The sequence below is a fragment of the Leucobacter chromiiresistens genome, assembly GCF_001477055.1.
Taxonomy (GTDB): Bacteria; Actinomycetota; Actinomycetes; order Actinomycetales; family Microbacteriaceae; genus Leucobacter; species Leucobacter chromiiresistens_A.
This window is the reverse complement of sequence record NZ_LDRK01000026.1, coordinates 26,093-44,880: the sequence shown is the minus strand read 5'-3', so window position 1 is coordinate 44,880 and position 18,788 is coordinate 26,093. Positions and strand designations below refer to the sequence as shown.

The 18,788-nt window shown below is 69.5% G+C and carries 18 protein-coding genes and 1 tRNA gene; 13 read left to right on the top strand and 6 right to left on the bottom strand.

Features of this window, described 5'->3' with window-relative positions:
* The first annotated feature begins 122 nt into the window (after positions 1 to 122).
* The 4 genes from NS354_RS05805 to NS354_RS05790 are packed head-to-tail and all read left to right on the top strand — an operon-like array spanning position 123 to position 4,371.
* A complete protein-coding gene (locus tag NS354_RS05805; protein WP_058593638.1) occupies positions 123 to 1,562 on the top strand; it encodes a glyceraldehyde-3-phosphate dehydrogenase in 1,440 nt (479 codons plus the stop codon).
* A 52-nt stretch (positions 1,563 to 1,614) separates the two neighbouring features.
* Positions 1,615 to 2,460, top strand: coding sequence for a universal stress protein (locus NS354_RS05800; protein ID WP_058593637.1), 846 nt, complete (start codon positions 1,615 to 1,617; stop codon positions 2,458 to 2,460).
* A 28-nt stretch (positions 2,461 to 2,488) separates the two neighbouring features.
* Positions 2,489 to 3,136 carry an MBL fold metallo-hydrolase gene (locus NS354_RS05795; RefSeq protein WP_058593636.1) on the top strand — a complete coding sequence of 216 codons (648 nt, stop codon included), beginning with the start codon at positions 2,489 to 2,491 and terminating at the stop codon, positions 3,134 to 3,136.
* A complete protein-coding gene (locus NS354_RS05790; RefSeq protein ID WP_241490365.1) occupies positions 3,133 to 4,371 on the top strand; it encodes an MFS transporter in 1,239 nt (412 codons plus the stop codon). The genes NS354_RS05795 and NS354_RS05790 overlap by 4 nt, the downstream gene beginning before the upstream one ends.
* Here NS354_RS05790 and NS354_RS05785 read toward each other — a convergent pair.
* Both NS354_RS05785 and NS354_RS05780 read right to left on the bottom strand, forming a co-directional pair.
* Entirely contained in the window at positions 4,368 to 5,432 is a 1,065-nt protein-coding gene (locus tag NS354_RS05785) for a glutathione S-transferase family protein (protein WP_058593634.1), read from the bottom strand. The two genes, NS354_RS05790 and NS354_RS05785, sit on opposite strands and share 4 nt — an antisense overlap.
* Positions 5,433 to 5,492: 60 nt before the next feature.
* Complete coding sequence (locus NS354_RS05780) at positions 5,493 to 6,029, bottom strand: flavin reductase family protein (protein WP_206542595.1); 537 nt, start codon at positions 6,027 to 6,029, stop codon at positions 5,493 to 5,495.
* Positions 6,030 to 6,137: 108 nt separating this feature from the next.
* On the opposite strand from NS354_RS05780, the gene NS354_RS05775 reads away from it, so the two are divergent.
* Positions 6,138 to 6,623 carry a glutathione peroxidase gene (locus NS354_RS05775; RefSeq protein WP_058593633.1) on the top strand — a complete coding sequence of 162 codons (486 nt, stop codon included), beginning with the start codon at positions 6,138 to 6,140 and terminating at the stop codon, positions 6,621 to 6,623.
* Positions 6,624 to 6,635: 12 nt separating this feature from the next.
* Here the strand turns inward: NS354_RS05775 and NS354_RS05770 are convergent.
* Together NS354_RS05770 and NS354_RS05765 are read right to left on the bottom strand one after the other, a co-directional pair.
* Positions 6,636 to 6,709, bottom strand: a tRNA-Val gene (locus NS354_RS05770).
* Positions 6,710 to 6,772: 63 nt separating this feature from the next.
* Positions 6,773 to 7,240 (bottom strand): redoxin domain-containing protein, encoded by a 468-nt coding sequence (locus NS354_RS05765; RefSeq protein ID WP_058593632.1) that lies wholly within the window; start codon positions 7,238 to 7,240, stop codon positions 6,773 to 6,775.
* Positions 7,241 to 7,486: 246 nt separating this feature from the next.
* Here NS354_RS05765 and aceE point away from each other — a divergent pair, with 246 nt between their 5' ends.
* The 7 genes from aceE (at position 7,487) to NS354_RS05730 (ending at position 16,129) form a co-directional block, all read left to right on the top strand.
* On the top strand, positions 7,487 to 10,213 hold the full coding sequence (gene aceE / locus NS354_RS05760; RefSeq protein WP_058593631.1) for a pyruvate dehydrogenase (acetyl-transferring), homodimeric type: 2,727 nt from the start codon (positions 7,487 to 7,489) through the stop codon (positions 10,211 to 10,213).
* Positions 10,214 to 10,245: 32 nt separating this feature from the next.
* Positions 10,246 to 11,484 (top strand): PucR family transcriptional regulator, encoded by a 1,239-nt coding sequence (locus tag NS354_RS05755; protein WP_058593672.1) that lies wholly within the window; start codon positions 10,246 to 10,248, stop codon positions 11,482 to 11,484.
* Between the two features lie 113 nt (positions 11,485 to 11,597).
* A complete protein-coding gene (locus tag NS354_RS05750; protein WP_058593630.1) occupies positions 11,598 to 12,518 on the top strand; it encodes an ACP S-malonyltransferase in 921 nt (306 codons plus the stop codon).
* Positions 12,519 to 12,537: 19 nt separating this feature from the next.
* Positions 12,538 to 13,542 (top strand): beta-ketoacyl-ACP synthase III, encoded by a 1,005-nt coding sequence (locus NS354_RS05745; RefSeq protein WP_058593629.1) that lies wholly within the window; start codon positions 12,538 to 12,540, stop codon positions 13,540 to 13,542.
* A gap of 99 nt (positions 13,543 to 13,641) precedes the next feature.
* Positions 13,642 to 13,890 (top strand): acyl carrier protein, encoded by a 249-nt coding sequence (locus NS354_RS05740; protein ID WP_058593628.1) that lies wholly within the window; start codon positions 13,642 to 13,644, stop codon positions 13,888 to 13,890.
* A 126-nt stretch (positions 13,891 to 14,016) separates the two neighbouring features.
* The gene (locus NS354_RS05735) at positions 14,017 to 15,255 is read left to right on the top strand and encodes a beta-ketoacyl-[acyl-carrier-protein] synthase family protein (protein WP_058593627.1); all 1,239 of its coding nucleotides are present in this window, start codon (positions 14,017 to 14,019) and stop codon (positions 15,253 to 15,255) included.
* 85 nt (positions 15,256 to 15,340) lie between these two features.
* The gene (locus tag NS354_RS05730) at positions 15,341 to 16,129 is read left to right on the top strand and encodes a glutamine amidotransferase (protein ID WP_058593626.1); all 789 of its coding nucleotides are present in this window, start codon (positions 15,341 to 15,343) and stop codon (positions 16,127 to 16,129) included.
* 148 nt (positions 16,130 to 16,277) lie between these two features.
* Here NS354_RS05730 and NS354_RS05725 read toward each other — a convergent pair whose 3' ends face one another.
* The gene (locus tag NS354_RS05725; RefSeq protein ID WP_058593625.1) at positions 16,278 to 16,766 is read right to left on the bottom strand and encodes a Dps family protein; all 489 of its coding nucleotides are present in this window, start codon (positions 16,764 to 16,766) and stop codon (positions 16,278 to 16,280) included.
* Between the two features lie 119 nt (positions 16,767 to 16,885).
* Positions 16,886 to 17,608, bottom strand: a complete 723-nt coding sequence (hemQ, locus tag NS354_RS05720; RefSeq protein WP_058593624.1) for a hydrogen peroxide-dependent heme synthase — start codon at positions 17,606 to 17,608, stop codon at positions 16,886 to 16,888.
* Positions 17,609 to 17,848: 240 nt separating this feature from the next.
* Between hemQ and NS354_RS05715 the strand changes: the two genes are divergently transcribed.
* The gene (locus NS354_RS05715; RefSeq protein WP_058593623.1) at positions 17,849 to 18,772 is read left to right on the top strand and encodes a FadR/GntR family transcriptional regulator; all 924 of its coding nucleotides are present in this window, start codon (positions 17,849 to 17,851) and stop codon (positions 18,770 to 18,772) included.
* Positions 18,773 to 18,788: the final 16 nt, after the last annotated feature.

Here is an 18,788-nt window from a genome sequence, read left to right as displayed (position 1 = left end):
GGTCGTGCGCGCGCCGGGCGCGCTCAGGTCGCGCCCGTGGGATACTGGGAGCGAGACGCCGCGCGTCTCCGGCGGGCAGGCCGATCCCTCGTGTACACCTCAGGAAGGAACCCTCCGTTCACATGAACCAGCGTGCTGACGATCACCTCGAAGCGTGGAAGTCGAAGCAGGAGCTCGCGGAGCGCATGATCCCGCTCATCGGCCAGCTCTACCGAGACCACGACGTCGTCATGTCGGTGCACGGGCGCAGCCTCGTCGGCCGGTCGCCCATCGACATCATCCGCGCTCACAGCTTCGCCCGGAAGATCGATGACGTCGAGCTGCCGCTCGACGAGACGTCGGCGATCGTCTCCGCGCTCGCGCGCATCCAGCCCGGTCCCGCATCCGTCGACCTCGCGCTGCTCGCGAAGGCGTTCCGCGATTCGGGGAGCGACGACCTCGACGGCTACCTGCGGGAGACGCTCCCCGCTGCCGACACGGCCGCGCCCGGGCGGGGCACCGACGTCGTGCTCTACGGCTTCGGCCGCATCGGCCGCCTGCTCGCGCGCATCATCATCGAGCACACCGGAAGCGGCAACGGCCTGAACCTGCGCGCGATCGTCGTGCGCCGCGGGTCGGACAACGACCTCGAGAAGCGCGCCAACCTGCTGAAGCGCGACTCCGTTCACGGACCGTTCAACGGCACCATCAAGGTGCTCGAGGACGAGAACGTGATCCTCGCCAACGGCGTGCGCATCCAGGTCATCTACTCCGACGACCCCGCGAGCGTCGACTACGCGCAGTACGGCATCGAGCACGCGATCCTCGTCGACAACACCGGTCGCTGGCGCGACGCCGAAGGGCTCGCGAAGCACCTGGAGAACCCGGGCATCGACCGCGTGCTGCTCACCGCGCCCGGCAAGGGCGACCTGCTCAACGTGGTGTACGGCGTGAACCACGACGCCATCACCGAAGACCAGCAGATCCTCAGCGCCGCCTCGTGCACGACGAACGCGATCACTCCGGTGCTGAAGGTGCTGAACGACCGCTTCGGCGTCGCGCGGGGCCACGTGGAGACCGTGCACTCGTACACCAACGACCAGAACCTCACCGACAACTTCCACAAGGGCGCGCGCCGCGGCCGCTCCGCCGCCCTGAACATGGTGCTCGCCGAGACGGGTGCGGCGAAGGCCGTCGCGAAGGCGCTCCCCGAGTTCGCGGGCAAGCTCACGGGCAACGCGATCCGCGTTCCGACGCCCGACGTCTCGATGGCCGTGCTGAACCTGCAGCTCGACCGCGAGACCACGCGCGACGAGGTCAATGCGGTGCTGCAGGAGGTGGCGCTGACCGGCGCCCTCCGCACGCAGATCGACTACGTCGAATCCGACGAGATCGTGTCGACCGACTTCGTCGGGTCGAACCGCGCGGGCATCGTCGACGGCCTCGCGACGATTGTCACGGGTGACAGCGCCGTCGTGTACGTCTGGTACGACAACGAGTACGGCTACAGCTGCCAGGTGGTGCGCATCATCGAGCACCTCGCCGGCGGCCATCCGGTCCACCTCCCGGCACTCGCGAACTGAGGCGCCGGCGACCCTGCTCACTCGACGCCTCACCGAAGAGAAAGGACAGATCATGTCTGAGAAGTACCTCATTGGAGTAGATGGATCCGAGCCGAGCAGGGTCGCCCTGGCCTGGGGCCTCGCGCGAGCGACGGAGCGCGGCGCCTCCGTCGAACTCATCCACGTCGCCGACGACTCGTTCCTCTCCGAGAGCGTCGCGTTCCTCTCGGAGGCGCAGCTCGCCTCCGAGCAGATGCTCCAGGTCGAGACCGCGTACGCGCGGGAGCTCGGCTTCGCCGGCACGATCACGGGCACCGCAGTCGTCGGGCACCCCATCGCGGAGATCGAGACGGCATCGAAGCGCGCCGATCTCGTGGTGCTCGGCGCTCACCAGGGCGGCCGGTTCTCGGGCTCGTTCTTCGGCACGCGGGCCGTGAAGGTCGCCGCCACCGCTCACTGCCCCGTCGCAGTGATCCCTCAGGTCGAGGCGCGCCCCAACGCGCCCGTCGTGGTCGGCGTCGACGGCTCCGAGGCCTCGAAGCGCGCGATCGCGTTCGCCGCTGAGCAGGCGTCGCTGCGCGAGGTGCCGCTCGTCGCCGTCTACGCGTGGATGCCGCCCCTCACCCCCGGGCTCGAGTATCTGTGGAGCGAGGAGCTCGTCGAGTCGCAGCGCGCCGCCGCCGAGGAGGCGATCGCGATCGGCGTCGCGGGCATCGCGCACCGCTACCCCGACCTCGAGGTGCGTCGCGAGATCGTGCAGTCGTCCCCCGTCGCGGCTCTCGTGCAGGCCGCGGAGCACGCCGAACTGCTGGTCGTCGGCAGCCGCGGGCGCGGCGGCATCTCCCGCCTGCTGCTCGGCTCTGTGAGCCACGGCGTGCTGCAGGCGCTTCCGTGCCCCGTCGTCGTCACGCGCGGCTGATCCGCTTCCCCCGAACAGGAGCTCCCGCATGAGCGAACCCCGCATCGAACGCGTCGTCACCCGTGGCACGCTCCCGATCGAGCCCGCGTCGGGCCGGTTCGAGGAGATCCCGATCGAGAACAACGTCTGGATCGTCGGCGACGACGAACAGGTCGTCGTGATCGATGCGAGCCACGACGCGGCAGCGATCGAGCAGGCCGTGGGCGATCGCGAAACCCTCGGCATCCTGCTCACGCACGGCCACAACGATCACGTGAACGCCGCCGTCGAGCTCGCGAGCCGACTCGACGCGCTGATCCACCTGCATCCCGATGATCTCACCATCTGGCGGGATACGCACGGCGACGCGGTGCCCGACATCGAGCTCGCGCACGGGGCTTCGTTCTGGGTGGCGGGTGTCGATCTCACGACCCTGCACACGCCCGGCCACACGCCCGGTTCCGTCTGCTTCGCCGCGCCGTCGCTCGGCGCGGTCTTCAGCGGCGACACGCTGTTCCAGGGCGGACCGGGCGCGACCCGGTGGGAGTACTCCAGCTTTCCGCAGATCATCGACTCGATCCGCACGCAGCTCTTCACGCTGCCCGGCGACACCGCCGCCCTCACCGGGCACGGAGAGCAGACGACGATCGCCGCCGAGCAGCCCGACCTCGACGCGTGGATCGCGCGCGGCTGGTGACCGCTCGCCTGACTCCCGTGCAGCGCGGCTTCGCGCTCTTCGCGCTCGCCCTCGGCGGCTTCGGCATCGGGGTGACGGAGTTCGCGACGATGGGCTTCCTGCCCGAGATCGCGAGCGACCTGCTCCCCGGCTTCGCAGCATCTCCCGACACGGTCATCGCGAAGGCCGGTTGGCTCATCACGGCGTACGCGCTCGGGGTCGTCGTGGGCGCCCCGACGTTCGCGGTGCTCGCCGCGCGCATGTCGCAGACGAAGCTCGCCTTCCTGCTGCTCGGCCTCTTCATCCTCGGAACGATCGCGTCGGTGTGCATGCCGACCTTCGGATCGCTCGCGGTGGCCCGCTTCGTCGCCGCCCTGCCGCACGGCGCCTACTTCGGCGTCGCCTCACTTCTCGCCGCGCGCATCATGGGCCCGGGGATGCAGGGCCGGGGCATCGCCCTGGCGCTCTCGGGGCTCACCGTCGCGAACGTGGTGGGAGTGCCCATCGCGACGTGGATCGGCCAGGTCGCCGGCTGGCGCTGGGCCTACGTGCTCGTCGCCGTCATCTTCACCGCGACGCTGCTCCTCTGCCTCGCCTTCCTCCCCCGCTATCCCGGCAACCCCGAGCGCAGTGCGCTGCTCGAGCTCTCGGCGCTTCGCAACTACCGGCTCTGGATCATGATCGGCGTGGGCGCGATCGGGTTCGGCGGCTTCTTCGCCGTCTACTCGTACATCGCGGAGGTCACCACGCGATCGACAGGGCTTCCCGAGACGGCGGTGCCGTGGGTGCTCGCGGGGCTCGGCCTCGGCATGACCATCGGCAACCTCGCCGGCGGGTGGGCGAGCGACAAGGATCTGACCCGCACCATCGTCTTCGGCTTCACCTCGTTCATCGCCGTGCTGGTCGCCTACGCGCTGCTCGCCAGCACCCCCGCAGGGCTCATCGTCACGACCTTCCTGCTCGGCGTCACCTCATCGGTGCTGATGCCCTCCATCCAGTCGCGTCTGATCCGCGTCTCGGGCGAGGCCGCGCTCTTCGGCGCCGCCGTCAACCACGCCGCGTTCAACGTCGGCAACAGCCTCGGAGCCTGGCTCGGGGGGCTCGCGATCGCCGGCGGTTTCGGGTATCTCGCCCCGGGGTGGGTCGGCGTGGTGCTCGGCTGCATCGGCATGGTGCTCGCGCTCTCCGGTATCGCGGTCGAGCGCCGGGACAAGGCGCGCGACCGCGACACCGTGGGCATCACGATTCCGCGTTAGCGCTTCGGCTGCGGCGGGGTCCCGTCGCCGAAGGGCGCTCCGCCCAGCCGCTCGCGGCCGTGCGCGGTGCGCCAGTTCGCGAGATCCGGCCCGAGCGGCACGATCCGCGTCGGGTTGATGTCGGCATGGGTGGCGTAGTAGTGCTGCTTGATCTGCGTGAAGTCGATCGTGTCGCCGAAGCCCGGCGTCTGATAGAGATCGCGGGCGTACCCCCAGAGGTGCTCCATCTCGCTGAGCTTGTTGCGGTTCGCCTTGAAATGGCCGTGGTACACGGGGTCGAATCGGGCGAGCGTGGTGAAGAGTCGCACATCGGCCTCGGTGATCGTGTCGCCCATCACGAAGCGGCGCGTCGACAGCCGCTCCTCCAGCCAGTCCATCGCCGCCCACAGTCGCTCGTAGGCGGCGTCGTAGGCCTCCTGGCTCCCCGCGAACCCGCACCGGTAGACCCCGTTGTTGACCTCCGTGAAGATGCGCTCGATGATCGGCCACATCTCGTCGATCTGATCGCTCGGCAGCAGGTCGGGGGCGCCATCGCGATGGAACTCCCGCCACTGCGTCGAGAAGTCGAGCGTGATCTGCGGGTAGTCGTTCGTGACCACTCCGCCGCTCGGAACATCGACGATCGCGGGCACCGTGATGCCGCGCGGGTACCCCGGGAACCGGGCGAAGTAGTTCTCCTGCAGGCGCTCCGTGCCGAGCACCGGGTCGCGACCGTCGGGGTCGAGATCGAAGGTCCAGGATCGCGCGTCGTGCACCGGCCCCGGCTGCCCGAGCGAGATCACGTCTTCGAGGCCCAGAAGACGTCGCACGATCAGCGTGCGGTTCGCCCAGGGGCAGGCGGCAGCGGCGACGAGGCGGTAGCGCCCCGGTTCGACCGGCCACGCCTCGGCGCCCTCGGAGAGCCCGAAGCCGAGCGAGCCGATCTTCGACGCCGGCGGCGCGGGCAGCGCGCGCACCGCATCGGGATCGGCGACGATGCGATCCTCGATGTACTGCGTATCGCGCTCGAACGCTCCCCCGGTCACGTAGCTCCCCATCGCGGTGTCTGACGATTCGGTCATCGGGTCTCCTCTGATCGTGCGGATCTCCGCTCACGGAGATCTCGACTCGTGGTTCCGATGCTAGGCCCGATCGGCTGCGGGCAGCGTGTGGAAACGGCGATCCACGTAGACCATCGGCTCCGCGGCCTCGCCGAAGACGGCGCCGAGCACTTCCGCGACGACGACCACCGACGAGCCGACGCCGAGCGTGTGCAGCGGACGGCAGCGGAGCGCCACGCGCGACGCGGGGAGGTACGGCTCGCCCGTCTCGAGCGACGCCCACCCCTGCTCGGGGGTGAAGCGCTCAGCGCCGGAGACCGCGAACGCCTGCGCGACCTCGGCGTGCCGCGAATCGAGGAGGTGCACGAGGTGCGTCTCCGCGCCCAGCACGCCGCCGGCGCTGCCGGTGGCGCGCGTCACCGAGAACGCGAGGGCGGGCGGATCGATGCCGACCGAGGCGACGCTGGAAGCCGTCAACCCGACCGGCCCCTCGTCCGTCATCGCCGTGATCAGCGCCACCCCCGAGGGGTGCTCCCGAAACGCCTGCTTCAGCGCATCGGCGCCGCTCACCCCGCTCGCGTCGAACCCCACCGCTGCATTCTCCGGAGCCGAACTCATGCGCACCGTGCCTTTCGTCTCTGCGAAGCGCGGATCGCGCCCCGACACCCACCCCAACGTATCCTGCTGCGCGTTCATTCCGATGCCGCAGTGACCTAGGCTGTGGGCATGGAGCTTCGCGACATCCCCTTCACCACGATCGACGGCGAACCGGCGTCGCTCGCCGATTACGCCGACCGGGCCGTGCTCATCGTGAACGTGGCCTCGAAGTGCGGTCTCACGCCGCAGTACGAGAAGCTCGAGGCACTGCAGCGCACCTACGGGGAGCGCGGCCTCACGGTACTCGGCTTCCCCTGCAACCAGTTCATGGGCCAGGAGCCGGGCGATGGCGAGGAGATCAAGACGTTCTGCTCGACGTCGTACGGCGTCAGCTTCCCGCTCATGGAGAAGGTCAAGGTGAACGGCCGGAACAAGCATCCGCTGTACGAGCAGCTGCGCGAGGTGCCCGACGCGGCCGGCAAGTCGGGGCGGGTGAAGTGGAACTTCGAGAAGTTCCTCGTCGCACCCGACGGCTCGGTGTCTCGCTTCCGGCCGACCGTCGAGCCGGACGACCCGGCCGTGATCGCCGCGATCGAGGCGGCGCTGCCGGAGTGACGACGGTGAGGGTGGGCCCGGAGGGACTCGAACCCCCGACCCTCTCGGTGTAAACGAGATGCTCTAACCAACTGAGCTACAGGCCCCACGCCGCCGAGCGGCATCCATAGCTTAGAGGAAACGCCGACGCGCGGAGAAATCGGCGCGGCTCACGCGAGCGGCAGCGCCGAGACGGCCTTCCGATAGGCGGCGAGCGGGCGGGCCTCAACCGCGTCGCTCGAGAACGAGGCGGCCACGCGCCCGTCCCGGCCGACCACCACCGTCGCCCGCGCGGCCGCCCCCGTGCGCTCGACGAGTGCGCCGTACGCCCGGGCGACCTCGCCGTGGGGCCAGAAGTCGGAGAGGATCGGGAACGAGAAGCCCTCCTGCTCCGCCCAAGCGCGCAGGGTCCATACCGAGTCGACGGTGATGCCGACGAGCTGCACCGAGCGCCCGGCGAACAGGTCGAGGTGCGCCGAGAGCTCGGCGAACTCCGACGTGCAGATGCGCGAGAACGCGAACGGCACGAACGCCAGCGCCACCGGGCCGTCCCGCAACAGGTCGGAGAGCACGGTCTCCGACCCGTATTGATCCGACAGCGCGAAATCGGGCGCTGCAGCTCCAGCGGCGAGCACCATGCGACCTCCTGTTCCGGGCTGGAACGCCCGCTCCTGATGCGACGCGATCCACCCTAGCCAAGCCCCGCGACCCGCGCGGATTGTGCCGGAATGACACACGACGCGCGACGGCTGGGTGATCCTTCGTGCAAATTCGCTAGTGTGGAGGCACACCCGCGAATCCAGCGGGCGCCTTTCGTGCAGTGCGCCGACGCATCAACCAGCGGTTCCGGCTCCTGCACGCCTCATGGTGAATGGAGCACAATCTTGGCTGTCAACACGCAGGATCCCTACGCACGCGAAAATGAAGATCAGGATCCGCAGGAGACCGCCGAATGGCGCGAGTCCCTCGATGCGGTCGTGGAGGAGCGCGGCGCCGGCCGCGGCCGCGAGATCATGACGAGCCTGCTCGATCGGTCTCGCCAGCTGCACCTGAACGTGCCTCAGGTGCCCACCACGGACTACGTGAACACGATCGCGTCGAACGACGAGCCCGACTTCCCCGGCAATGAGGAGCTCGAGCGCAAGTACCGCTCGTGGATCCGCTGGAACGCCGCCATGACGGTGCATCGCGCGCAGGCGCCCGGTATCGGCGTGGGCGGCCACATCTCGTCGTACGCCTCGGCGGCATCGCTCTACGAGGTCGGCTTCAACCACTTCTTCCGCGGCCAGGATCACCCCGGCGGCGGCGATCAGATCTTCGCCCAGGGGCACGCCTCCCCCGGCATGTACGCGCGCGCCTTCCTCGAGGGGCGTTTGAGCGCCGACCAGCTCGACGGCTTCCGCCAGGAGAAGTCGCACGCCGGCGGCGGCCTCCCGAGCTACCCGCACCCGCGCCTCGCGCCCGAGTTCTGGCAGTTCCCCACCGTCTCGATGGGCCTCGGCCCCATCAACGCCATCTACCAGGCGCAGCTCAACAAGTACCTCACGAACCGCGGCATCAAGGACGCCTCGGATCAGCACGTGTGGGCGTTCCTCGGCGACGGCGAGATGGACGAGGTCGAGAGCCGCGGTCAGCTGCAGGTGGCCGCGAACGAGGGGCTCGACAATCTGACCTTCGTGATCAACTGCAACCTGCAGCGCCTCGACGGGCCCGTGCGCGGCAACGGGAAGATCATCCAGGAGCTGGAGAGCTTCTTCCGCGGCGCGGGCTGGAACGTGATCAAGGTCATCTGGGGCCGCGAGTGGGACGACCTGCTCGAGCGCGACGTCGACGGCGCACTGCTCAACATCATGAACACGACGCCCGACGGCGACTACCAGACGTACAAGGCGGAGAACGGCGCCTACATCCGCAATCACTTCTTCGGCAAGGACGAGCGGGCGATGCACCTCGTCGACGACTACACCGACGACCAGATCTGGCAGCTGCGCCGCGGCGGCCACGACTACCGCAAGGTGTACGCGGCGTACGCGGCGGCGCTCGCCCACAAGGGCCGCCCGACGGTCATCCTCGCGAAGACGGTCAAGGGTTACGGTCTGGGCCCGCACTTCGAGGGCCGCAATGCGACGCACCAGATGAAGAAGATGACGCTGGACGACATCAAGACGTTCCGCGACACCATGCGCATCCCGATCTCCGACGCCCAACTCGAAGCCGACCCGTACCGCCCGCCCTACTACTTCCCGGGCGACGACGACGAGGCGATCCAGTACATCCACGAGCGCCGACGCGCGCTCGGCGGGTACCTGCCCGAGCGCCGCACGAAGCACACCGAGCTCGCACTGCCCGAGAAGAAGACCTACGCCATTGCGGCGAAGGGATCCGGAACGCAGGAAGCGGCGACGACCATGGTCTTCGTGCGCCTGCTCAAGGATCTGATGCGCGACAAGACCTTCGGACCGCGCATCGTGCCGATCATCCCCGACGAGGCCCGCACCTTCGGCATGGACTCGTACTTCCCGACCTCGAAGATCTACAACCCCAACGGGCAGAACTACGTCTCGGTCGACCGCGAGCTGCTGCTCGCCTACAAGGAGAGCCCGCAGGGCGTGCTGCTGCACGTCGGCATCAACGAGGCGGGCGCCGCGGCGGCCTTCACCGCGGTGGGCACCTCCTACTCGACGCAGGGCGAGCCCCTGATCCCGGTCTACATCTTCTACTCGATGTTCGGCTTCCAGCGCACGGGCGACGCCTTCTGGGCCGCCGGCGACCAGATGGCGCGCGGCTTCGTCATCGGAGCGACCGCGGGCCGCACGACGCTGACGGGCGAGGGCCTGCAGCACGCCGACGGTCACTCGATCGCCCTGGCCGCGACGAACCCGGCGGTCGTCGCCTACGACGCGGCCTACGGGTACGAGCTCGGGCACATCGTCCGATCCGGCATCGAGCGCATGTACGGCGGCGAGCACCCGGACCCCAACGTCATGTACTACCTGACGGTCTACAACGAGCCGATCGTGCACCCGGCAGAGCCCGAGAACGTGGACGTCGAGGGCATCGTGCGCGGCATCCACAAGGTGCGCCCGGCAGAGGGCGGCACGCACCGCGCGCAGATCCTCGCATCGGGCGTGGCGGTGCCGTGGGCGCTCCAGGCGCAGAAGCTCCTCGAGCGCGACTGGGACGTCGCGGCCGACGTCTGGAGCGTCACGAGCTGGACCGAGCTCGGGCGCGATGGCGTCGCCGCCGAGGATCACAACTTCCGCAACTTCGGCGCCGAGCCCCGCGTGCCGTACCTCACGGAGAAGCTGCAAGGCTCGGAGGGTCCCGTGGTCGCGGTGAGCGACTGGGCGACGCAGGTGCCGGAGCAGATCCGCGCCTTCGTGCCGGGCGACTACTCCGTGCTCGGCGCGGACGGCTTCGGGTTCTCGGACACTCGTGCGGCGGCCCGCAGGTACTTCGGCATCGACCGCGAGTCCGTCGTCGTGAAGGTGCTGCAGCGTCTCGCGCTCCAGGGCGAGATCGACGCCGACATTCCGCGTCGCGCTGCAGAGCAGTACCGGCTCGACGATGTGAACGCGGGCTCGACCGGCGGCGCGGGCGGGGAGTCCTGAACGGAGGCCGGATGCAGCCCGAATCCTCGCCCATGGATCGCACGAAGTCGCAGGAGCTCGCGTGGCTCCGAACGATCACAGGGGAGCTGTCGACGCGCACCATCACGAGGCTCGACGACACGCTCCCCTGGTACGGGAACATGCCGCCGAGTCGTCGCTCCGCGATCGGCCTGGTCGCGCAGACGGGCATCAGTTCATTCATCCAGTGGTACGAGGATCCGACCTCGACGCCCTGGATCGCGTCTGACGTCTTCAGCGCCGCACCTCGCGAACTGCTGCGGTCGATCAGCCTGCAGGAGACGCTGCAGCTCATCCGCGTGGTCGTCTCCGTGGTCGAGGATCGCGTGGCGCCGAAGAGCGAGGCGCTGCGCGAGGCCGTGCTGCACTATTCGCGCGACGTCGCCTTCGCGGCGGCCGACGTGTACGCCCGAGCCGCGGAGGCTCGGGGCTTGTGGGATGCACGGCTCGAAGCGCTCGTCGTCGACTCGATCCTGACCGGGGAGAGCGACGACGAACTGCCGAGCCGCATCGCCGCCCTCGGCTGGCACGGCGACGGCGAGGCGGCGGTGCTCGTCGGCACCGCCGAGCGATTCGTGGACGTCGATCAGCTGCGGCGATCTGCGCGTCACGCGGGAGCGGACGTGTTGATCGGGCTGCAGGGCACCCGTCTCGTGCTGGTGCTGGGCCGCCTCGACGCGCCCCAACCGGATGCGACGGCGGGCTCGGGGGCGGTGGGTTCGGGCGCGGGCGGCGCTCCCGCGCCACTCTCCTTCCTCGAGATCGCCCAGCGGCTCGCCGACGGGTTCTCGGACGGTCCGCTCGTGCTGGGGCCCACGGTCGACAACCTCGTCGACGCGTCGCGGAGCGCGCGGGCCGCGCTCGCGGGAGTCGCCGTGGCCCGCTCCTGGCGGCACGCCCCGAGGCCCGTACCTGCCGACGACCTGCTCCCGGAGCGCGCCCTCGCCGGCGACGGACTCGCGCGGCGCACGCTCATCGAGCAGATCTACGAACCGCTGGCCGCCCATTCGGGCGAGCTGCTCGAAACGCTCTGGTGCTATCTCGACAACGGGCGATCCCTCGAGGCGACGGCCCGCGAGCTGTTCGTCCACCCGAACACGGTGCGCTACCGCCTCAAGAAGGTCTCCGATGTGATCGGCTGGAACGCGACCGGTGCGCGAGAGGCGCTGATTCTGCAATCCGCCCTCATCGCCGGATCGATCGCGCAGCACGGCCGACGGCCGCCGTCGTCGAAACGCGACGCGAACCGCTGACCCCGCATGGAGCCGATTCTCCCCCGCACCATGCAGGGGTCCCACAAAGAAACACGGAAAGTGTGGTCGGAAATATGCAGGCCATGCGCCCTCGATCTGAGAAACTGGAACACGTGATTGTTATCGCCTGCCCTGGACAGGGCTCCCAGACCCCCGGCTTCCTCGCCCCCTGGCTCGAGCTGCCCGGCGCTCGCGACTTCCTCGGCGAGGCCTCGGAGCACGCGGGTGTCGACCTGATCACCCACGGTACGGAGAGCGATGCCGACACCATTCGCGACACCGCGATCGCCCAGCCGCTGATCGTCGCGGCGAGCCTGCTCGCCTGGCGCGAGCTGTCGGCGCGCGTCTCGATCGCGGACTCGGGCATCGCCGGCCACTCCGTGGGCGAGTTCGCCGCGGCCGCGGCGGCCGGCGTGCTCACCGAGGCCGAGGCGCTCCGCCTCGTCGCCGTCCGAGGACGCGCGATGGCGGAGGCCGCTGCCGCAGTCGACACCGGAATGGCCGCGGTCGTGGGGGGCGTCGAAGCCGACGTGCTCGCGAAGATCGCGGAGCACGGGCTCACGCCGGCGAACCGCAACGGCGGCGGGCAGATCGTCGCTGCCGGCGATCGCTCGGCGCTCGAGGCGCTCGCCGGCGACGCACCGCGCGGTGCCCGGGTCGTTCCGCTGCAGGTCGCCGGAGCCTTCCACACCGAGGCGATGGGGTCGGCGATCCCGCGCCTGCGCGACGCCGCTGAGGGGCTCACCCCGAACGATCCCCGCCACCCGCTGTGGACGAACGCCGACGGGTCGCGCGTCGCCGACGGGTCGCGTTTCGTCGAGCTCCTCATCTCCCAGATCGCGAGCCCCGTGCGCTGGGACGCGTGCATGGCCGGCTTCACCGAAGCGGGCATCAGCGGGCTCGTCGAGCTGGCGCCCGCAGGCGCACTCACCGGCATCGCCAAGCGTGCGCTGAAGGGCACGCCGGCCGTCGCCATCAAAACCCCAGAAGACCTCGACGCGGCCGTGGCGCTCATCACCGGCCCCGCTGCCTGACCGAAACGGAACCGTGCACATGCCTGCTCTCGTGCAGCCCTCGGGCCCTGCTCACACCCGCATCCTCTCGATCGGAGCCGCCCGCGGCGACCTCGACGTGCCGAACGACGATCTCGTCGGCCCGATCGACTCGTCCGACGAGTGGATCCGGCAGCGCACCGGCATCGTGCAGCGCCGCCGCGCGAGCCGCTCGATCGGCGCGGTCGACCTCGCCGTCGAAGCCGGCGAGGCGGCCATCGTCCGGTCGGGCCTCGAGCGATCCGAGATCGACGGGGTGATCATCGCGACCATCTCGAACGTCGCCGTGACCCCCTCGATGGCCTCGCTCGCCGCGCACCGCCTCGGGCTCACCCCCGCCGCCGCCTTCGACATCTCCGCCGCCTGCGCGGGGTACGTCTACGGAGTGGCGCAGGCCGACGCGCTCGTGCGCGCCGGCGTATGCCGCAACGTGCTCGTGATCGGCGCCGAGAAGCTCTCCGACATCGTCGATCCGACGGATCGCAGCATCTCCTTCCTCCTCGCCGACGGTGCTGGTGCCGTGGTCGTCGGCCCGAGCGATCACACGGGCATCGGCCCCACCGTGTGGGGCTCGGACGGCGAGAAGTGGGACGCCATCCGGGTGACCTCGACCTTCGAGGAGTACCGCAACAACCCCGGCACGGTAGCCTGGCCCACGCTGCGCCAGGACGGGCAGACCGTCTTCCGCTGGGCCGTCTGGGAGATGGCGAAAGTCGCCCGTGAGACCCTCGAGGCCTCGGGCATCGAGGCGTCCGACCTGGCCGCGTTCATCCCGCACCAGGCCAACATGCGCATCGTCGACGAGTTCGCGAAGCAGCTGAAGCTCCCGGATACCGTGGCGATCGCCCGCGACATCGAGATGCAGGGCAACACCTCGGCCGCATCGATCCCGCTCGCCCTGCACGCGCTGCTCGAGGAGCGGCCCGAGCTCTCGGGCGGCCTGGCGCTCACCATCGGCTTCGGCGCCGGCCTCGTCTACGGCGCTCAGGTCATCGAGATCCCCTGACCGCTCTCGACGCGCGACACTCGCGCGTCGGCCCGGCGCTCGCCAGCGCGCACCATACACTTTTCACCGACCGAAACCCCGATCAAGGAGAAACACACCATGGCATACAGCAACGAAGAGGTCCTCGCAGGTCTTGCCGAGCTCGTCAACGACGAGACGGGCATCGCGGCGGACGTCGTCGCCCTCGACAAGTCGTTCACGGACGACCTCGACATCGACTCGATCTCGATGATGACCATCGTCGTCAACGCCGAGGAGAAGTTCGACGTCAAGATCCCCGACGAGGAAGTCAAGAACCTCAAGACCGTCGGCGACGCCGTCGACTTCATCGTGAAGGCTCAGGCCTAAGCACACGGCTGAGCGACGCGCGGCGGCCACGGGCGCGATCTTGCGCCCTGGCCCGCCGCGCTCGCTGCCCCCTCCCCCGACATTCCCTCGACTGCAGCCCTTCTGAGAACGCGGAGCACGAACAACATGACGAAGAAGATTGTCGTTACCGGCATCGGAGCCTCCTCGCCCATCGGCGGCACGGCCCCCGAGAGCTGGCGAGCCCTGCTCGCCGGTGAATCCGGTGTTCGCACCCTCGAGAACGACTGGGTCGAGGAGTACGGCCTCGCGGTCGGCTTCGCAGGCACCGCCAAGGTCGACCCGGCCGAGGTGCTCGAACGCCCCGTCGCGAAGCGTCTGGACCCCTCGAGCCGCTTCGCGCTGGTCGCCGCGCTCGAGGCCTGGGCCGACGCGGGCAGCCCCGAGGTCGCGCCCGAGCGACTCGGCGTCGACTGGGCGACCGGCATCGGCGGCCTCTGGACCCTGCTCGACGCGTGGGACACCCTCCGCGAGAAGGGCCCGCGTCGAGTGATGCCCCTGACCGTGCCGATGCTCATGCCGAATGCGCCTGCAGCGGCCGTATCGATGCACCTCGAAGCCCGCGCCTTCGCGCGCACGGTCGCCTCCGCGTGCGCGTCGAGCACCGAGTCGATCGCGAACGCCTTCGAGCACCTCCAGCTCGGGCTCGCCGACGTGATCATCGCGGGCGGCGCGGAAGCCGCGATCCACCCCATCACCCTCGCTTCGTTCAACTCCGCTCAGGCGCTGTCGAAGCGCAACGACTCCCCCGAGACGGCCTCCCGCCCCTACAACATCGACCGCGACGGATTCGTCATGGGCGAGGGAGCGGGCGCGCTCGTGCTCGAGACCGAAGAGCATGCGCTCGCGCGCGGCGCGAAGATCTACGCCGAGATCGCGGGCGGCGGCGTCACCGCCGATTCGTACCACATCACGGCGAACGACCCCGAGGGCAAGGGAGCGAGCCGCGCCGTGGAGCTGGCGCTCGCCCAGGCGGGCGCTACGGCCGATGAGGTGACGCACATCAACGCGCACGCCACGTCCACCCCCGTGGGCGACATCGCCGAGTACACGGCCCTGCGCAACGTGTTCGGCGAGCGCGTGACCGAGATCCCCGTCTCGGCCACCAAGGCCGCCACCGGTCACCTGCTCGGCGGCACCGGCGCACTCGAAGCCATCTTCACGGTGCTCGCCGTGCAGCAGCGCATCGCACCGCCGACCATCAACCTCGTGTCGCAGGATCCCGAGATCCCGCTGACGGTGTCGAGCGAGCAGCAGTCGCTGGGCGACGGCCCGCAGCTCGCCATCTCGAACTCGTTCGGGTTCGGCGGCCACAACGCCGTGCTGGCAGTGCGCTCGTACGAGTAGCCCGCCTTGCACCCCGGGGCCTGCGCGCGTGACCGAAGATGACGCGGCGGGCCCGCCGGCGCAGTGGCCGGGGTACGGTAGAAGGATGAAGCCGTTCCTGCTCATCACCACGCGGGGTGAGGACGACGTCGCCGCCCACGAGCACGCGGCGTACTGCAGACTGACCGGACTCCTCCCCGACGAGCTCGAGTGGATTCGTGCCGACCGCGCAACGATCGGAGAGATCTCCTTCGCGCGCTACTCGGGGATCATCCTCGCAGGGAGCCCGTTCACCGTCAGCGAGCCGCCGGAGCGCAAGTCCTCCGTGGAGCGGCGCGTCGAGCGCGAACTCAGCAGCCTGCTCGACGAGGTCGTGCGTCGCGACTTCCCGTTCCTCGGCGTCTGCTACGGGGTCGGCACCATCGGGTCGCACCAGGGGGCCCGCGTCGACCGCACGTACGGCGAACCGTCTCAGGCGGTGCGCATCACCCTCACTCATGAGGGCGCGGCCGACCCGCTGCTGCGCGAGCTCCCCGCCTCCTTCGACGCCTTCGTCGGGCACAAGGAGGCCATCAGCGATGCACCGCCGAGCATCGCCGTGCTCGCCAGCTCGCCCACCTGCCCGGTGCAGGCATTCCGCGTCGGCGAGAACGTGTACGCGACGCAATTCCACCCCGAGCTCGACACCGCGGCATTCACCGCTCGCGTGCGCTCGTACGCCGGGCACGGTTACTTCGAGCCCTCGCAGGTCGACTCGATCATCGCCACGGCGGAGGCGGCGGACGTGCGCGCCTCGCACATGGTGCTCGCGCGCTTCGTCGAGGAGTACTTGGATTCGCACCGCGGCGACCGCAGTGCGGGGCCGGCGAACGAACCGGTGGCGCGCGCGAGCTGACGTCTCGTGCGCGCGAGCCGTTCCGCCTGTCGCGATGTCACGGACCCGGCTCCTCGGGCTCGATCCATGCGGGCGCGGCAACGAGAAACGGGCGCGATCCCCGAGAGGATCGCGCCCGTTCTTCGACCGACGAAGCGGTGATGGCGAATTACTCCGCGAAGTGCGACGACAGGAACCAGCGGTCCTTGTCGAGCTCCTGGGCGATCGCGATGACGACGTCCTGGCTGACGAGGTCGATGTCGTCGAGCCCCTTCACCGCGGCGTACACGGTGGCGAGCGTGGCGTCGATCTGCGCGACGACCTCGCGCACCGTCACCTTGGACTGCTGGAACCCGTCGCTCAGCTCGGGAGTCGTGGTGCGGGCCGCAACCGTGCCGATCCGGGCGTCGATCGGCAGGCCCAGAGCGACGATGCGCTCGGCGACCGTGTCGGCCGCGTTCTGCGCGTTCGACACGACCGTGTCGAGGTACTCGTGGACGCCGATGAAGTTCTCACCGCGCACGTGCCAGTGCGCCTGCTTGCCGTTCACCGCGAGGGCGACGAGGTCGTGCACGACGGGGGTCAGGTACTGCGCCACACCGGACGGGCGGTGCAGGTCGCCCTGAGCTGCGGGAACAGTGATCTGCTTGGTAGACATCGAGTGGATCCCTTTCGTTCGTGTGACTGAGTACCTTCACACTACGCCGATTTCAGCGAGGCGCAAGGAAGGCAAGGCTCGCATAAATCGCGAGAATTCCCAGATGACGCGCAGGAATATTATCGAGCGATGCGGAGCAGCAGCTCCTCCGCAGGGCGGCGGGGGCCCGTGAAGAACGGCGTCTCCTCGATGACGTGGCGGCGGGCCTCGGTGGCGCGCAGCTCGCGCATCAGGTCGACGATGCGCACGAGATCATCGGCCTCGAAGGCGAGCAGCCATTCGTAATCGCCGAGCGCGAACGATGCGACGGTGTTGGCGAGCACGTCGCCGTAGTCGCGCGCAGCCATGCCGTGCTCGCGCAGCAGCTTCCCGCGCTCCGCGTCGGGGAGGAGGTACCAGTCGCGCCCGCGGACGAACGGGTACACGCAGAGAAACTCCTTCGGAGCATCGCCCGCGAGGAAGGCGGGAACATGACCGCGATTGAACTCGGCCGCGCGGTGCACGCCGATGTTCGACCAGACCGGAGCGAGCCGGCCGCCGCCCCACTCCCAGAGGGTGCGGTAGGCGCGCTGCAGCGCGTCGGTGGTGGGCGCGAACCACCACACCAGCAGGTCCGCGTCGGCGCGGAAGCCCGAGATGTCGTACCATCCGCGCGTCTGCAAGCCCTCGATGCGCTCGAGTGCGGCGAGCAGCTCGGCGACGTCACCCGGCGGACTCCCCGCACGCTCGCCCTCCGCTCCGCGGCGCTCCGCGAACACGGCGTACATCGTGAAATTCGTCGCAGCGTTGATCTGCTCGGCGACATGCCGATGGTCGACCTGCGGCCGCTCTCCCTCGTTCATGCAGCTTCCCTTTCTCAGTGGCACCCCGGAACCGCGATCCTGACGCGCAGCTGCGGGCCTCCTCCGGGCCCGAAAGCGGGTGCACCTGCACGCTACCACTGGTCAGCCTGTACATCTGATGTGCCGCGGCGACAGGGATCGCAGGGCATTGCGAGCCAACGGGTCGCGCCGCCTCGGGTCCATCACAGCTTGTCCGATACCATGGGAGCACCATCCACTCCCCTGGCCCTGAGGTTCGCTATGTCCACTCCCCTGCGGGGTTCGCAGAAGGCGCGCGACACGCTCGAGTACCTGCGCGAGAAGATCTCTTCGAGCGCCTGGGCGGTCGGCGATCTGATCCCGAAAGAGCCCGAACTCATGGAGCTCATCGGCGTCGGCAAGTCGACGGTGCGCGAAGCGGTGCGCTCGCTGGCGGCGTTCGGCATGCTCGAGACCGTGCCCGGCGTCGGCACATTCGTGCGCTCCCGCACGCCGGTGAGCACGCTCCTCACCGAGTTCCTCGCCGACCACGACCTCGAAGAGGTGCTCGTGTACCGGCGATCGCTCGAGAACGAGGCGGCGCAGCACGCGGCGGTGCACCGCAGCGAGGCGCAGCTCGACGCCCTGCGAGACGCCGTGCGGCGCGACGAGCAGGCCGACCGCGACGAAGTCATCACCTGCGAGCAGAGCACCACGCCAGGTTCGTTCCACCTGCTCGTCGTCGAGGCGAGCGGCAGCAAGCTGCTGCTCGATCTCTATCTCGGCGTGATCTCGGTGCTGCAGCGCGCACGGGCGCAGGGACGAGTGATCCTCGGAACCACGCTCGAGACGATGCATCTCGACCACGGTGCCGTGCTGCGCGCCATCGAAGCCCGCGACGTGCGGAGCGCCGCGCACTCCATGGCGCTGCACGTCGACCGTGACCTCGGCCTCAGAACCGACATGCTCGACTTCAGCCGGCACACCGAACGCGCCGCCTCCCTGATCGGCGCCGGATACGATCCGGGCGTCGCCATCGAGCAGGCATTCGCGGAGGCCGACGGACGCGCGGTACCTGCTCGGAACACCCGGGCGGCTGCCGATGGCGACGCCCGAGCGGCTGCGGACGGCAACCCCGCTGCTGACGAGAGCAACGCCGAGGCAGCCGAGACCGGCGAGCTCGAAATCGATGCACCCCGTCGCTAAGATGAGACGGTTGCGC

What these genes read in the sequence shown, in the direction of transcription:
- NS354_RS05800 (WP_058593637.1), top strand. Translation starts at nt 1,615, where the DNA reads ATGTCTGAGAAGTACCTCATTGGAGTAGATGGATCCGAGCCGAGCAGG.
- NS354_RS05740 (WP_058593628.1), top strand. Translation starts at nt 13,642, where the DNA reads ATGGCATACAGCAACGAAGAGGTCCTCGCAGGTCTTGCCGAGCTCGTC.
- NS354_RS05795 (WP_058593636.1), top strand. Translation starts at nt 2,489, where the DNA reads ATGAGCGAACCCCGCATCGAACGCGTCGTCACCCGTGGCACGCTCCCG.
- NS354_RS05715 (WP_058593623.1), top strand. Translation starts at nt 17,849, where the DNA reads ATGTCCACTCCCCTGCGGGGTTCGCAGAAGGCGCGCGACACGCTCGAG.
- NS354_RS05745 (WP_058593629.1), top strand. Translation starts at nt 12,538, where the DNA reads ATGCCTGCTCTCGTGCAGCCCTCGGGCCCTGCTCACACCCGCATCCTC.
- NS354_RS05805 (WP_058593638.1), top strand. Translation starts at nt 123, where the DNA reads ATGAACCAGCGTGCTGACGATCACCTCGAAGCGTGGAAGTCGAAGCAG.
- NS354_RS05755 (WP_058593672.1), top strand. Translation starts at nt 10,246, where the DNA reads ATGGATCGCACGAAGTCGCAGGAGCTCGCGTGGCTCCGAACGATCACA.
- NS354_RS05735 (WP_058593627.1), top strand. Translation starts at nt 14,017, where the DNA reads ATGACGAAGAAGATTGTCGTTACCGGCATCGGAGCCTCCTCGCCCATC.
- hemQ (WP_058593624.1), bottom strand. Translation starts at nt 17,608, where the DNA reads ATGAACGAGGGAGAGCGGCCGCAGGTCGACCATCGGCATGTCGCCGAG.
- NS354_RS05765 (WP_058593632.1), bottom strand. Translation starts at nt 7,240, where the DNA reads ATGGTGCTCGCCGCTGGAGCTGCAGCGCCCGATTTCGCGCTGTCGGAT.
- NS354_RS05785 (WP_058593634.1), bottom strand. Translation starts at nt 5,432, where the DNA reads ATGACCGAATCGTCAGACACCGCGATGGGGAGCTACGTGACCGGGGGA.
- NS354_RS05780 (WP_206542595.1), bottom strand. Translation starts at nt 6,029, where the DNA reads ATGAGTTCGGCTCCGGAGAATGCAGCGGTGGGGTTCGACGCGAGCGGG.
- NS354_RS05725 (WP_058593625.1), bottom strand. Translation starts at nt 16,766, where the DNA reads ATGTCTACCAAGCAGATCACTGTTCCCGCAGCTCAGGGCGACCTGCAC.
- NS354_RS05730 (WP_058593626.1), top strand. Translation starts at nt 15,341, where the DNA reads ATGAAGCCGTTCCTGCTCATCACCACGCGGGGTGAGGACGACGTCGCC.
- NS354_RS05775 (WP_058593633.1), top strand. Translation starts at nt 6,138, where the DNA reads ATGGAGCTTCGCGACATCCCCTTCACCACGATCGACGGCGAACCGGCG.